Source organism: Microbacterium allomyrinae (genome assembly GCF_020682705.1).
GTDB classification, from domain to species: domain Bacteria; phylum Actinomycetota; class Actinomycetes; order Actinomycetales; family Microbacteriaceae; genus Microbacterium; species Microbacterium allomyrinae.
In genome coordinates this window covers 877,814-891,896 of record NZ_JAGTTN010000001.1, presented here as the reverse complement: position 1 = coordinate 891,896, position 14,083 = coordinate 877,814, and the positions used below count along the sequence as shown (strand labels likewise).

General features: G+C 69.9%; 12 protein-coding genes. 7 read left to right on the top strand and 5 right to left on the bottom strand.

Annotation, left to right across the window (positions count from 1 at the left end; genetic code table 11):
• The first annotated feature begins 37 nt into the window (after positions 1-37).
• From KEC57_RS04275 to KEC57_RS04260, 4 genes are all read left to right on the top strand, one after another.
• On the top strand, positions 38-817 hold the full coding sequence (locus KEC57_RS04275; protein WP_229383278.1) for a helix-turn-helix transcriptional regulator: 780 nt from the start codon (positions 38-40) through the stop codon (positions 815-817).
• A 345-nt stretch (positions 818-1,162) separates the two neighbouring features.
• Positions 1,163-2,356 (top strand): MFS transporter, encoded by a 1,194-nt coding sequence (locus tag KEC57_RS04270; RefSeq protein WP_229383277.1) that lies wholly within the window; start codon positions 1,163-1,165, stop codon positions 2,354-2,356.
• A 139-nt stretch (positions 2,357-2,495) separates the two neighbouring features.
• Entirely contained in the window at positions 2,496-3,197 is a 702-nt protein-coding gene (locus tag KEC57_RS04265; RefSeq protein WP_229383276.1) for a DUF899 domain-containing protein, read from the top strand.
• A 54-nt stretch (positions 3,198-3,251) separates the two neighbouring features.
• On the top strand, positions 3,252-4,403 hold the full coding sequence (locus tag KEC57_RS04260) for a DUF4232 domain-containing protein (RefSeq protein ID WP_229383275.1): 1,152 nt from the start codon (positions 3,252-3,254) through the stop codon (positions 4,401-4,403).
• Between the two features lie 52 nt (positions 4,404-4,455).
• On the opposite strand, the gene KEC57_RS04255 is transcribed toward KEC57_RS04260, so the two are convergent.
• Both KEC57_RS04255 and pgi read right to left on the bottom strand, forming a co-directional pair.
• Positions 4,456-5,394: an aggregation-promoting factor C-terminal-like domain-containing protein gene (locus KEC57_RS04255; protein WP_229383274.1), complete on the bottom strand. Its 939-nt coding sequence runs from the start codon at positions 5,392-5,394 to the stop codon at positions 4,456-4,458.
• Positions 5,395-5,654: 260 nt separating this feature from the next.
• Positions 5,655-7,337 carry a glucose-6-phosphate isomerase gene (gene pgi / locus KEC57_RS04250; protein WP_229383273.1) on the bottom strand — a complete coding sequence of 561 codons (1,683 nt, stop codon included), beginning with the start codon at positions 7,335-7,337 and terminating at the stop codon, positions 5,655-5,657.
• A 134-nt stretch (positions 7,338-7,471) separates the two neighbouring features.
• On the opposite strand from pgi, the gene KEC57_RS04245 reads away from it, so the two are divergent.
• Positions 7,472-8,290, top strand: a complete 819-nt coding sequence (locus tag KEC57_RS04245) for a Cof-type HAD-IIB family hydrolase (protein ID WP_229383272.1) — start codon at positions 7,472-7,474, stop codon at positions 8,288-8,290.
• Between the two features lie 91 nt (positions 8,291-8,381).
• Positions 8,382-8,807: an HNH endonuclease gene (locus KEC57_RS04240; RefSeq protein WP_229383271.1), complete on the top strand. Its 426-nt coding sequence runs from the start codon at positions 8,382-8,384 to the stop codon at positions 8,805-8,807.
• Here the strand turns inward: KEC57_RS04240 and KEC57_RS04235 are convergent, their stop codons facing one another.
• Both KEC57_RS04235 and KEC57_RS04230 read right to left on the bottom strand, forming a co-directional pair.
• Positions 8,808-9,704: a lipase family alpha/beta hydrolase gene (locus KEC57_RS04235; protein ID WP_229383270.1), complete on the bottom strand. Its 897-nt coding sequence runs from the start codon at positions 9,702-9,704 to the stop codon at positions 8,808-8,810.
• A 136-nt stretch (positions 9,705-9,840) separates the two neighbouring features.
• Complete coding sequence (locus KEC57_RS04230; protein ID WP_229383269.1) at positions 9,841-10,503, bottom strand: TetR/AcrR family transcriptional regulator; 663 nt, start codon at positions 10,501-10,503, stop codon at positions 9,841-9,843.
• A gap of 114 nt (positions 10,504-10,617) precedes the next feature.
• Between KEC57_RS04230 and KEC57_RS04225 the strand changes: the two genes are divergently transcribed.
• The gene (locus KEC57_RS04225; RefSeq protein ID WP_267492040.1) at positions 10,618-12,051 is read left to right on the top strand and encodes an MFS transporter; all 1,434 of its coding nucleotides are present in this window, start codon (positions 10,618-10,620) and stop codon (positions 12,049-12,051) included.
• Between the two features lie 281 nt (positions 12,052-12,332).
• On the opposite strand, the gene KEC57_RS04220 is transcribed toward KEC57_RS04225, so the two are convergent.
• A complete protein-coding gene (locus KEC57_RS04220) occupies positions 12,333-14,051 on the bottom strand; it encodes an amidase (RefSeq protein ID WP_229383268.1) in 1,719 nt (572 codons plus the stop codon).
• Between the last annotated feature and the right edge of the window lie 32 nt (positions 14,052-14,083).

Sequence of the window (14,083 nt, the reverse complement as noted above, 5' to 3'; positions counted from 1 at the left end):
CCGCACAAGTCGCCGCAGGGTCTGCGAGAGTTTCCGTATGGCTCACGAACTCGGCGACTTCCTCCGCGCCCGACGCGCTGACGCCACTCTCGAACCCCCGCCGGCGAGGACGACCCGACGACGCGTCACGGGCCTGCGGCGCGAGGAGGTAGCCGCCGCTTCGGGCGTCAGCATCGACTACTACATCCGCCTCGAACAAGGCCGCGAGAGCAACCCCAGCGATACGGTGTTGGATGCGCTTGCCCAAACACTCCGGCTAACCGCCGACGCCACGGATCACCTCTACCGTCTTCGAAATCGCGGCCCCTCAGCGCTGACCTCCGAGCGGAGGGTCGATGATGCGGTGAGAGATCGCATGAACGCGCTGGTCGAAGCCGTCAGTCCGCACCCCGCGTACGTGCTTGACCGTCTGAGCTACATAGTCGCATCGAACGCGGAAGGGCTGACCCTCTACGACGGCTTCGCTGGAATGCCGCCAGCGCAGCGGAACACCTGCAGGTATCTCATGACCGATCCAAGAGCGCGAAACACGTTTGTCGAATGGGAAGAACTCGCCCACGGCGCCGTCGCCCATCTGAGAGCCGCCAACGCGGATGACCTTCAGGACCCCGAGCTGAAGGGACTCGTTGGCGAACTGAGCGCGACGAACTCGCAGTTCGAAACGTGGTGGAGCGGACACATCGTCGAGCGTCGACGCACATCGGTCAAGCACCTCAGAATCCACGACGGCGACGTGGTCGCACGTCGCCATGAAGTCCTTTACCTCCCCGAGGACGGCCTCCGCATGACTCTGTGGCTCGACCCAGAACAGCACTGACCGACCGCTCGCCTTCCCCGATCCGCTCCGCTCCGGGCCGAGCAGGACCGGCGAGGCTCCGATGACCGACAGAATCACTGTCGCTGCCCGCCCCCCTTGACGAGGTCCTTGGGCGTCCAAGCTCTCCAGTGAATTTGTCGAACTCGACCACAGCATCCCTGGCAGAAACTACACATTGACCCTTCTGGGCGCAACGTCGCGGGCGCGACGGAAGTTCGAGTTGTTTCCTAAGGGTCTGTCCTAGAGCGCCAGAACCGAGTCGCCGTTGCCGAGAGCGTGAGAGAGACCCAGCGCAGGCCATGCTGGAGGAGCGGTCTTTCGAGCCGCTGCGAGAGAGGAGTTGGCGTGACGAGAATCGCGGATCCTGCGGCGACGTCGGCGATCGCTCCGTTGTATGCGGCCGGCTTTGTGACCGCTTTCGGGGCGTTCAGCGTGGCCGCGGGCTTGGGGGCGACGGGGGAGGAGATCGGGCTCAGCCTCCTGCGTATCGGTGTGCTCCTCGCCCTGTACGACGTGGCAGAAGTCCTCCTCAAGCCGATCTTCGGATCACTGTCGGACCGGATCGGCGCGAAGCCCGTCATCGTGGGTGGGCTGGTGGCGTTCGCGGGCTTGTCGTTGTTCGGGCTGGGGGCTGACAACATGGTCATGCTCGCGGTCGCACGGCTCGGGCAGGGAGCCGCTGCTGCCGCGTTCTCTCCGGCGGCGTCGGCATCGGTGGCGCGCCTCGCGGGCACGGGGCGCACCGGCCGGTACTTCGGTCGATATGGCTCATGGAAGTCTCTGGGGTACACGCTCGGGCCGATTCTCGCGGCTGCACTGATCGGCATGGGCGGGATGCCGTTGCTGTTCGGCGTCCTGGCCGCGGTGGCTGCGGTGAGTGCTGTCTGGGTGGCCGTTGCGCTGCCGTCGATCCCGCCGTTGCCGCGCCCGCGCTATACCGTCGTCGATCTCGTTCGGCAGACGACCGATCGTCGATTCGTGATCCCGACCCTCGCCCTCGCTACCTCCACGGCCGTCTTGGGTGCGTCGATCGGCTTCCTGCCGGCTCTCGCGACCGAAGACGGGTCGAGCGTGATCGCGGCGGTGGCAATCGCGTCGGTGCTGGCGCTGTGTTCCGCGATCACGCAGCCCTGGGTCGGCGCACGTCGCGATCGAGGCGCAGTCTCGGATCGACGGGGCACGGTCGCCGGGCTGTTGCTGCTGGCTGTGGGCGTGCTGATCGCGGCAGTGCCTCTGGGGCCGGTCGGCTTGTACGCAGCGGCAGTCCTCATCGGTGTGGGCATCGGCGTGGTCACGCCGTTCGCATTCGCATCTCTGGCCGATTCGACGCCGCCGGAGCGGATGGGTCGCACGATGGGCTCAGCGGAACTCGGTCGAGAGCTCGGCGATAGCGCTGGTCCGCTTCTCGTCGGCGCGGTTGCGTCGGCGTTCACGCTCGGCGCCGGTCTTGCCGCGCTCGCTCTTTCTGCCCTTGCGGTCGCGGGGGGCGTTGCCCTGACGCCGACGAAGAAGCCGGCATCGAATCCGGTGCCGGACTAGCGTTCCCTTGCCACAGTCGGCGCTGCAGCGTGTGGCGGCGACGCCCGCGACGGGGTCGACGGCGGTACGGACCCCTTGACGCCGATCTCTCGATGTGTACAGTGTGAACATAATCGCGCACAACGCACAGGAGGTTGGAATGCCGAGCACGACCGAACGACCGCTCCCGCCCGTCGTCGACGCCGACAGCTGGCGTCGTGAGCTGGACGCGCTGCGGATCCGCGAGAAGGCCGCCACACGTGAGCTCGATGCGATCGCCGCGCAGCGGCGGCGACTGCCCATGGTCGCGCTGCCGGACTACACGCTCGTGGGCGCCGAGGGCCCCGTCCGTCTCGCCGACATCTTCGAGGGTCGCTCGCAGCTCATCGCGTACCACCACATGTGGTTCGAGGGAAAGCAGTGGCACTGCCCCGGATGCACGGGGTACACGTCGCAGTTCACGCGCCTGGAGTTCCTCGAGCCCTACGACGCGCGATTCGTCATCGTGACCCAGGGGCCGATCGACGAGGCGCTCGCCTACAAGGAGCGGACCGGCAACCGCATGGACTGGTACTCGACGGCGGGCAGCGCCTTCGGCGCCGACATGGACGCACCGGCCGGCGGCGGATTCGCCGTCAACGTCTTCCTCCGCGACGGCGACCGGGTCTTCCGCACGTGGCACACGAACGGCCGCGGAACCGAACAGCTCGGGCACACCTTCCCGCTCGTCGACGTACTGCCCTACGGCCGCCAGGAGGCCTGGCAGGACTCGCCGGACGGATGGCCGCAGAGCGACACCTACGACGGCTGGTTCACCTCGAAGCAGATCGCCGAGCGGTACGGGCCAGGGCGCGCAGGCTGATCCGGGTCACCGGCTCCGCACTTGTGGACCGCGGATCCGTCAGGATAGGGGGCGATGCGCACACCCCTCAGCCGCCGCCTGCTCGTGTCGAGTGTCCTCGCGGCCGCCCTCTGGTTTCTGGTCGTCGTCGTCCGCTGGGCGTTCTCGCAGATACAGAGCGGAGCCGCCCAGCTCGCACAGCTCGTGCCCGAGGTCGTTCCGGCGCAACTCCTGTGGGGTGAAAGCGGCGGCTGGCTGATCGCCGCGGTGCTGCTCGGCGCGCTCGCCGTGGCGCTGGTGCACGCGCTGGTCACCGCGCTTCTGAGTCGCAGCGGAGCGCTCTTCGTCGTCGCATGGTTTGCGACCATCGCCGCGGGTGCGCTCGTCGGCCTCGCCTTCGACCTTGCGGCGGCGTGGGATTCGCTCGCGATGTTCGGTCCTCGCGGACTTCTGGGGGGCGAGTTCGGCGCCGGCGCCGCGTCGGGTGCACTGTGGGGCCTGGCGGCGGGATGGATGCCGGGCCTCGTCGCGCGTGCGCCGGTCCCGGTCCCCGCCGACCCAGGTGCGACCCCGACATCCGGCCGGCGACCCGCGTGGCTGCTGCCGGCCGCGGCGATCTCGATCGTCGCCGTGGTCGCCGGTGGTGTCGCGTCCGTCAGCGCGCGCGCAGAGGCCATCGCCGCGGAGAACGCGGCGCGGCAGGCGGCCGAGGCGGAGGTCACGTTCGGCGCCCTGCCCGATCCAGAGGCCCCCGGCGTTCCCGTGCCGACGCAGGCTCCGGCATCCGTCGATCTCGACCCGCAGTGGTGCACCGCCGACAAGGCGATGCTGCTCAGCGGCGAGCCCGATGCGGCCACCGGGCATCGCGGCATGCCGGTCCGGCTGATGAACTTCTCGGACGAGCCGTGCACCATCGAGGGGTACCCCGACGTGGCGTTCGGCGATCAGAACAACCACCTGCTGGCGGTGACGATCGAGCCCGGCAGCTCGTTCATGACCCAGGATCCGGGGCCGCAGCGCATCGAGGTGCCCGCCGGCGGGTATGCCGTGTCGTTCCTCGGATGGGATGCCGCATCACCGCACGGCGCGCTCGTCACCAAGACCGTCTACGCGGCGCCGACCGCCGGCATGGAGCGCGGCTCATGGCCGGTCGATCTCGACATCATCGAAGGGTCGAACGTCGCGGTCACCGCCTGGCAGCTCGATGCGGGGCCGACGGGGGAGTGACGTCCGCCCCACGGGGCGGGGCGCCCGTCACGTCCTCCGTCGGCGGCGAAGCTCAGTACCAGTTCGTGGACTGCGAGTGGCCCCATGCCGAGCAGGGGGTCCCGTACACCGACGAGATGTAGCCCAGGCCCCACGCGATCTGCGTCGCGGCGTTGGTCTGCCAGTCGGTGCCCGCGCTCGCCATCTTGCTGCCGGGCAGCGCCTGCGGGATGCCGGTGGCGCCACTGGAGGCGTTGTAGGCCTGATAGTTCCAGCTCGACTCCTTCTGCCAGAGCGACGCGAGGCACGAGAACTGATCGCTGCCCCAGCCGAAGCTCGCCGACGCCATCTGCGCGGCGAGCGCCTTCGCGCCATCGGGAGTGTTGGCGGAAGCGATGGCGGCCGCAGCGGCTTCTGCCTGACGCTGGGCCTCTGCGGCAGCCTCCGCGGCGGCGGCAGCGGCAGCGGCGGCCGCTTCTTCCGCCGCCTTCTGCGCCTGCGCGGCCACGAGGTGCTCGCTCAGATCATCGACCCGGTCGGCCACCGCCTGCGTCGCGGTCGCGGTGTCTTCGGCCATACCTGGCACGAGCAGAGCAGGGACGACGTCGAGGTTCGCGAGCTGGTCGGTCGAGCTCTGCAGTGCCGAGGTGTCGATCGTCGTGCGGTCGACGCCGATGTCGAGGCCCGAAGCCTCGATCCGTGCAGTGATGGCGTCAGCCTCGGTGAGGGCGACGCGCGCGGCCAGGAGCGTGCTCTGCGCGTCGGTGCGGATGTCGCTCAGGGTCTCGGCGCCGACGATCGACGAGGCGATCGCCACGGTCGACGCGGCCAGCGGAGTCGAGGCGGCGGCAACCGCGACGGCCGGTGAGGCGGCGGCGAATCCGGTGGTCACGAGGATGCCGAGTGCGGCACCGGTGGCGACGGTCACGGCGAGGGTCGGGCGGCGGCGGGCGCTGGAGCGAGTCTTGCGGAGAGTGCGACGGGTAGGGGTTTTCGAGGGGGTTTCGTGCATGGAGAGCGTACGATCCTTCGGGTGTTCCGCGTCGGCGAAAGCGACGTGGTGCGTCCTCGGGTCGGACGCACAAGTTCCCGAGTCTGCGCAATCCGTCTGGACGAAACCCCGGGCTTCGCTGGAAGAACCGTGAGAGCGCCCGCTCGCAAAGGCCTGATCAGGCCGACTCAGGAACGGGAAATCACCCCGAAGGAGACGGATGCCGACACCCTCGAATCACGCGCCGGTCACGACGCGTGGGGGAGGGCATCCGTCTCGATTCAGACGGTGCGGTGCGCGGCGTAGTACGCCAGCAGAGCCTGGGTCGAGGCGTCCTGCGCGGCCAGCGCGTCCGCGTCGCCCTCGACCGCGGGAGCGATCTGAAGGGCGAGCTGCTTGCCGAGTTCGACACCCCACTGGTCGAACGAGTTCACGCCCCAGATGACACCCTGGGTGAAGGTGATGTGCTCGTAGAGCGCGACCAGCTGGCCGAGCACCGACGGGGTCAGCGAGGGGGCGAAGATCGACGTCGTCGGCTTGTTGCCGGCGAACGTACGGGCAGCGACCAGCGGTCCGGTCGTGCCCTCGGCTTCGACCTCTTCGGTGGTCTTGCCGAAGGCGAGCGCCTTGGTCTGCGCGAGGAAGTTCGACAGGAACAGTCCGTGCACATCGCGCCCGCCGTCGGCGAGCGGATAGGCGGGATTCGCGAACGCGATGAAGTCGGCGGGGATCACTCGGGTGCCCTGGTGGATCAGCTGGTAGAACGCGTGCTGGCCGTTGGTGCCGGGTTCGCCCCAGAAGACCTCGCCGGTGTCGGTGGTGACCGGCGTGCCGTCCCAGCGCACCGACTTGCCGTTGGATTCCATCGTGAGCTGCTGCAGGTAGGCGGCGAACCGGCTGAGCTGCTGCGCGTAGGGGAGAACGGCGTGCGACTGGGCGCCGAGGAAGTTCGTGTACCAGACGTTGAGCAGGCCCATCAGCACCGGCACGTTCTGCGCGAGCGGGGTGGTGCGCACGTGCTCGTCGACGGCGTGGAAGCCGGCGAGCAGTTCACGGAACACGTCGGGGCCGAGCTCGATCGCGAGCGACAGCCCGATGGCCGAATCGACCGAGTAGCGGCCGCCCACCCAGTCCCAGAACCCGAACGCGTTCACCGGGTCGATGCCGAAGGCCGCGACCTTGTCGAGCGCGGTCGAGACGGCGACGAAGTGGTGCGCGACGGCATCCGTCCGCTGCTCTTCGCTGCCGTCGATCGCGCCCGATGCCTCGAGACCGGCCCAGAGCCAGTCGCGCGCGAGGCGCGCGTTGGTCAGCGTCTCGAGCGTGGTGAACGTCTTGGATGCGACGATGACGAGCGTGGTCTCGGGATCGAGACCCTTGGTCTTCTGCGCGATGTCGGTCGGGTCGATGTTCGACACGAAGCGGGCCTCGATGCCGGCCGTGGCATAGGGCTCGAGCGCGGCCGAGATCATGACCGGGCCGAGGTCGGACCCGCCGATGCCGATGTTGACGATGTGCGTGACCTTCTTGCCCGTCACGCCCGTCCACTCGCCAGAGCGCACGCGGTCGGCGAAGGCGCTCAGAGCGGTGAGCACGGACTGCACATCGGCGTCGATGTCCTGGCCGTCCACCACGAGGGCGGGCTCGGCGCCCGCCGGGCGGCGAAGCGCGGTGTGCAGGACCGCGCGGTCCTCGGTCGTGTTGATGTGCTCGCCGGCGAGCATCGCGGCGTAGCGCTCGGCGACGCCGGTCTGCTCGGCCAGGCGCACGAGCGAGGCCAGGATCTCGTCGGTCACGAGGTTTTTCGACAGGTCGACGTGCAGGTCGGCGAGCTCGAGGCTCAGCCGCTCGGCGCGGTCCGGATCGGCGGCGAACCAGCCGCGCAGGTCGGGCGAGAACGAGTCGCGGATCGAGCTGAGCTCGGCCCAGGCGGACGTGGCGGTGGCATCGACGGGAGCAGTCACGCAACTCACGGTACAGGGACCCGGGTGCACGTTGGTTTCGCGGTCTTCACTGACGCTCGACCCGGGTTGTGAGTCCCTCCGGCCCTGCGCCGGAGCCGGTCGCCTCCGCCTACGCTGGAAGGCGGAGGTCCCGAATGCCCTTTCCCTCGCCCGATCTCAAGCTCATCGCCGTCGACATGGACGGCACGCTGCTCGATGGCGCCGGCCGCATCCCCGACGCGCTCTGGCCGCTGCTGGACCGGCTGCACGAGCGCGGCATCCGCTTCGCACCGGCCAGCGGCCGCCAGCTCGCCACCCTGCAGCGCGCCTTCGCGGATCATCTCGATGACATGGTCTTCATCGCGGAGAACGGCGGTTACGTCGTCCACGGCGACGTCGAGGTCAGCTCCGACGCGATGGACCCGGCGTTCGCGGCATCCCTCGTCACGCGCCTTCGCGCGCTGGCCGACGACGGTGCCGATCTCGGTGTCGTGGTGTGCGGCAAGCGGTCGGCGTACATCGAGCGCACCGATCCCTCGTTCCTCGCCGAGGCGCAGAAGTACTACGCGCGGCTGCAGCCGGTCGATGATCTGCTCGGCGTCGACGACCAGATCCTCAAGGTCGCGATCTACGACTTCGTCGCCGCCGAAGAGACCGCCCCCGCGCTCGACGACCTGCGCGCGACGCACCAGGTGGTCGTGTCGGGCCACCACTGGATCGACGTCATGAACCAGGGCGTGAACAAGGGCATCGCCCTCGAGGGACTGCAGACCGCGCTCGGCATCACGCGCGCGCAGACGGCGGCGTTCGGCGACTACCTCAACGACCTGGAGCTGATGGATGCCGCGGACCTGTCGTTCGCGATGGCCAACGCGCATCCGCAGGTGTCGGCCCGGGCCAGGTTCGCAGCGCCCTCGAACCTCGAGGGCGGCGTCATCACGACGATCGAGAAGCTTCTCGACGGAGCCGCCTGACACGGGCCCGGGGTGGCTCTCCTCGGCTCATGACGAGGAACACGGTGTCCGGTGCAGGCGGTTCGTGGCCGTTCCCGGGTAGCCTTCCGCCATGGCCGTCAGTCAGACCCGTCGGGCGCGTGCGTCCCGACGCCGTGCGCGTCGTGTGGCGGCGGCCGACAACGACCTCACCGTCGAGGAGTGGGAAGCCCTCGTCGAGGCGTGGGCTGCGTGCGCGTACTGCGGAGACGAAGGCGGAGCGCTCCAGAAGGACTGCGTCCAGCCGATCTCGCGCGGCGGCCGCTACACCTTCGAGAACGTGGTGCCCGCCTGCCGCTCGTGCAATGCGAGCAAGAGCAACGACGAGGTCACCGGGTGGCTTCGACGCAAGCGGCTCGACGAGCGGGCGTTCCTGCTGCGGCACATCGAGATCCTGCGCGCGTGGCGAGGTGACGTGGCGAGCGCCCATGAGCCGGTCGGCGTCGTGGTCGACGCGGCGCCGGCCGCCGCGGAGCCCGCGGGCGCGGCATCCCCCTGATCACGGCGCGGCGAGACCGCCCGGGGCGAGCAGTGCGATCGCGTCGAGAACGGCTCGCACCGTGGACGGTGCGGCCAGCACCCGGAAGTGACCGGGCGCAGGCACTTCGACATTGGTCGCACCGTCCAGCGCGCTGCCTTCGGGGATGTGCGGGTCGTACGACCCGAACACCGACACGATCCGTCCGTTGATCGACGTCTCGCGGCCGAGCATCATGATCGTCTCGTCCGCGGGAAGGAAGGCGCGGATGCTCGGATCGGCGAACAGATATCGCGCGCGCCGCGCTCCCCCGAAGGGCGTCGCCACCGCGACGAGCCCGCGCAGCCCCAGCGGGTGCGTCTCGACGGAGCTCGCGGCGGGGCTCGCGAGTCCGGAGACTCCGTGCGCGGCGCCGATGCCGTCCGCAGGGGGCAGCGAGACCGACGGGTCCCCGCCGAGCGCAGGCGGGTCCGCGAGCTGGATCGCCGCGCCCGACGACACCAGGGCGAGCTTGCCGATGAGTCCGCCCTTGCTGTGGGCCACGAGAACGCGGCCGCAGGGGGGAGAAGGAGTCTCGCTCAGGATCTGCACGAGCCGCTCCGCGGTATCGGGGATGCTCCGCCGGTTCACGCCGAGGCCGTGCACGACGTGCACCCGGTGCCCCGCGGCAGCGAGGGCATCGCCCAGCGGACGCAGGAACGTCCAGTGCTCGTACACGCCGGGCAGCAGGTACACCTCGGCGAGTGCGGGATCGCCGCGGCGCCACGAATCGGGCGTGGGCCGCGGTCGGCCGATCGACCAGGGCAGCGAGAGCACCGCGAGCTGGCGGCGCCCCGCGTAGAGGTAGTCGGCTGCCCACCACAGCAGTCTGCGCAGCACCGGCGGGCGGGCGGTGCCATGCGGCGTGGGACGTGCCATGCGCGAAGTCTATGGCGGCGCGCCCCGGGGCGCGCCTTCCACCTCGGGGCGTGAACGCCCCGTCCCGGGGTGACGGATCCGCCCCGGCGCTCGCCTGCGCCGCGAGCGTCGAGCGTGATCGGCGACCGGTTGCGGTCTACGGGGCCGCAAGCCCGGCGGGTGCGGGCGACGGGGTGCCGCGGACGCCCGTGATCGCGGCCTCCACGACCGAGGCGGCGAGGGCGTCGATGACGGATGCCGGCTGCCACCGCACCGGACCGTGCACGGCGATGTCGGCGAAGCCATGCGCGGCGGACCAGCACGCCCATTCCGCGAAGGGACGGCGTCCGGGGTCCAGGGCTCCGGCATCCACCATCCGATCCAGCGTGTCCAGCAGCAGCTGGAACGGCGCGACGACTTCGTCGTCGAGCGTCACGATGCCCTCGCTCGGCTGAGGATCCTGGGTCGCGAAGGCGAGTTCGAACCAGCCCGTCTCGGCCCGGGCGAAGTCGATGTAGGCCAGGCCTACCCGGCGCAGCTGCTCGATCGCGGCATCCGCGGGGGAGAGGTGGATCGGCGCAGCGGCGACGCGGTCGCCGATCGCACGGGCCAGCGCGCGCTGCGCTTCACCGGCCACGGCGCGCACGAGGTCTTCGCGATCGGTGAAGTGGCGGTACGCGGCGTTGGGTGAGACGCCGACGGCGCGAGTCGCTTCGCGCAGGGTGACCGCGGCCGGTCCGCCGACGCGCGCGAGCTGCAGACCCTCGTCGATCAGGGCACGTCGGAGGTCCCCGTGGTGATAGGTGCGCGGTGAAGTCATTGCGCGGTTCCGCTCGTGTGTGTACGGTGTGAACATCTATGTGAACGGTGTCCACATTCACATTAGCGGTCCCGCTCGTCGTTCGCCCCGCAGCCCACGCCGGAGGAATCCCCCATGAGCCAGTCGTCGCCCCAGCCGTCGACGCATGCCGAGGCGCTGCAGGCGCCTCCCGGACCCCGCACGATCCGCGCCTTCTACCAGGTGCTCGCCAACACGGCGGTGGCCAACGTCACCTCCAGCTACCTGTGGTGGGCGCTGACGTTCTGGGCCTACCTCGAGACGCGCTCGGTCCTGGCGACGGCGATCATCGGCGGGTCGTACATGCTGCTGGTCGCCGTGTTCGGCGTCGTGTTCGGCGTCATCGTCGACCGCATGAAGAAGAAGGCCGTGATGGTGCTGTCGAGCGTCGTCACGCTCTCGACGTACCTGCTCGCGGGCGCGATGTACCTGTCGTTCCCCGAGAGCGTGCTGATCGACTGGGGCGGGCCGTGGTTCTGGGTCTTCGCCGGCGTCATCCTCATCGGCGGTGTGGTCGAGAACCTCCGCAACATCGCGCTGTCGACGACCGTGACGCTGCTCGTGCCGTCCGAGCGGCGCGACAGGGCCAACGGGCTGGTCGGCGCCGTGCAGGGGATCGCGTTCATGGTCACGAGCGTCTTCTCGGGACTCTCGATCGGTCTGCTCGGCATGGGCTGGACGATCGTCATCGCGATCATCGCGACCGGGCTCGCGCTCGTGCACCTGCTCGTCGTGCCGATCCCCGAGCGCGGGGTCGTGCACGTCGAGGGCGAGGTGCCGAAGGGCTTCGGCTTCCGCGGCGTGATCCCCGCGGTCGTCGTGGTCCCGGGGCTTCTCGCGCTGATCCTGTTCTCGACGTTCAACAATCTCGTCGGCGGCGTCTTCATGGCGCTCATGGACCCCTACGGTCTGACCCTGTTCTCTGTCGAGGTGTGGGGCATCGTGCTGGGCATCACGAGCTTCGGCTTCATCCTCGGAGGCGCGCTAGTCGCGAAGTTCGGCCTGGGCAGGAACCCGGTGCGCACCATGCTGCTGGTCAACGTGGGCATCGCGGTGCTCGGCATGACCTTCGCGATCCGGGAGTGGTGGTGGCTGTACGGGGTGGGCATCCTCGTGTTCATGTGCCTCATGCCCATCGCAGAGGCGGCGGAGCAGACCATCGTGCAGCGCGTCGTGCCGTTCGAGAAGCAGGGGCGCGTGTTCGGCTTCGCGGCGAGCGTGGAGTCGGCGGCGGCTCCCGTCTCGGCGTTCCTCATCGGCCCGCTCGCGCAGTTCTGGCTGATCCCGTTCATGAACTCGCAGGAGGGTCAGGACTCGCTCGGATGGCTGCTCGGCGCCGGCGAGGCGCGCGGCATAGCCCTCGCCTTCGTCGGGGCGAGTCTGGTGCTGCTGATCGTGGTGCTGCTCGCGTTCGGGTCGAAGCCGTACCGCGCCCTGTCGGCCGCCTATGCCGCGGCTCCGCCATCGCTGCACAGCACGGATGAGGCCATCGGCGGGGCCGGCGAGGATCTGCGCTCGAGCGTGCGCTGATACGCCCGGTGCCCCGGGGCGTTTCCTGAATCCGCCCCGGGGCGTTTCCTCCCCCTCGGGACGTGTATTCCCTGCCCCGTGGTGATGAATCCGCCCCGGGGCGTTCTCTCTCCGGCTCGGGACGTGTATTCCCTGCCCCGTGTTGATGTATCCGCCCCGGGGCGTTTCCTCCCCCTCGGGACGTGTATTCCCCGCCCCGAGGTGATGTATCCGCCCCGGGGCGTTCTCTCTCCGGCTCGCGGGGCTCTGCTCGCGGGGGCTCGGTCACCCCGCCGCTCCGGTCAGAGTTCGGGTGTGCGCGGGGGAGTGGTGCGGCGCGAGCGGAGTGCCTCGAACGCCGACGCCCACGCGAGCAGGTCGGCGTCCGAGTACGCGCGGCCGGCGAGCGTGAGGCCCACCGGCATGCCGATATCGGGCATTGTTCCCATCGGCACGGTCACCGTCGGAATGCCCAGGTGGCGGATGGCGAGGTTGCCGTTGGCGACCCAGACGCCGTTGCGCCAGGCGATGTCGGCCGCGGCGTCGTTCACATCGGCGTCGGCGGGTGCCACATCGGCGACGGCGGGAAAGATCACCGCGTCCAGGCCGAGCCGCGACATCCATTCCTCCAGATCCACACGTCGGGTCTCTTCGAGCCCGCGCGCTCCGGCCTCCAGTTCGGGGATGTCGGTGAACGACGTGTACGGGTGCTCCCGCACCTGCGCGGGATAGTTCGCGATGTCGTCGTCGAACCCGGTGTAGCGGTCGGGCAGCGCTCCGGAGGGAGGGGGGAAGATCGTCGCGCCGTCGACGTCCGCCAGCCGATCCCGCGCCGGGTCGCCGTTGGCGGCGAGGAAGTCGTCCCACGCCCACGCCGCCAGGTCGACGATCTCGCGCCGCAGGAATTCCGCAGACACGAGACCGCGCGTGAGGATGGTCGGCGCACCAGGGCGGTCGCCCTCGTAGTTCGTCACCGCCGGAAAGTCGACCTCGACCACCTCGACGCCCGACGCCTCGAGATCTCGCCGGGCGTGCTCCCACAGCGCGAGCACCGACGGGCGGGGCCGGATGCGCTCGCCGGTCGGTCCGCCGATCCCGCCGTCCGGATTGGTGCCCGCCTCCGGATCGGTGCCGATGTACATGCGGGGCACCCCGAACCGCCGCCCGGCGAGCTTCGCGCGCGCGGCTTCCGCACCGGAGGATGCGAGGGCGGGGTACGAGAGTGGACGTGCGGCCGAGGCATCCGGTATCTCGATCCACGGCTGCGCGCGCCAGAAGTCACCGCGGGTCTCGGGATCGTCCGCGACGAGCACATCGAGGATCTCGAGCAGATCCGCCATGGAGCGTGTGTGCGGGACCACGACATCCATCGTCGGCACGAGCGGCCAGTTGCCGCGCACCGAGATCACGCCGCGCGAGGGGGTGTAGGCGCACAGTGCGTTGTGGGATGCAGGCGCCCGGCCGCTCGACCACGTCTCTTCGCCCAGGCCGAACGCCGCGAACGACGCGGCAGTCGCCGTGCCGGAGCCGTTCGACGACCCCGATCCGAACGCCGACGTCAGGTATGCGCTGTTGTACGGGCTCTCGGCGCGCCCGTACAGGCCGCGCTGCATGCCGCCGTTCGCCATCGGAGGCATGTTCGTCAGGCCGATCAGCACGCATCCGGCCGCGCGCAGACGCTCGATCGAGAACGCGTCGTGCCGCGCGACGAGGTCGGCGAACGCCGGCGATCCGGCAGCGACCGTGAGCCCGCGTGCCAGATACGAGTCTTTGGCGGTGTACGGGATGCCGTCCAGCGGCCCGAGAGCACCCCCCTCGCGGCGCCGGAGATCCGAGGCCGCTGCATCGGCTCGCGCGTCGGGATTGCGCACGACGACGGAGTTCAGCGCGGTCGCGGTGCCGGGAAGGTCGTACGCGTCGAGCCGGGCGAGGTAGGCGTCCACGAGCCCGACACTCGTGGTGGCGCCCGAGGCGAGTGCGGCGCGCAGTTCGGCGATCGTCCTCTCGACGACGGGGAACATCAGACCGCCTCGCCTCGAGCACAGAATCGGAT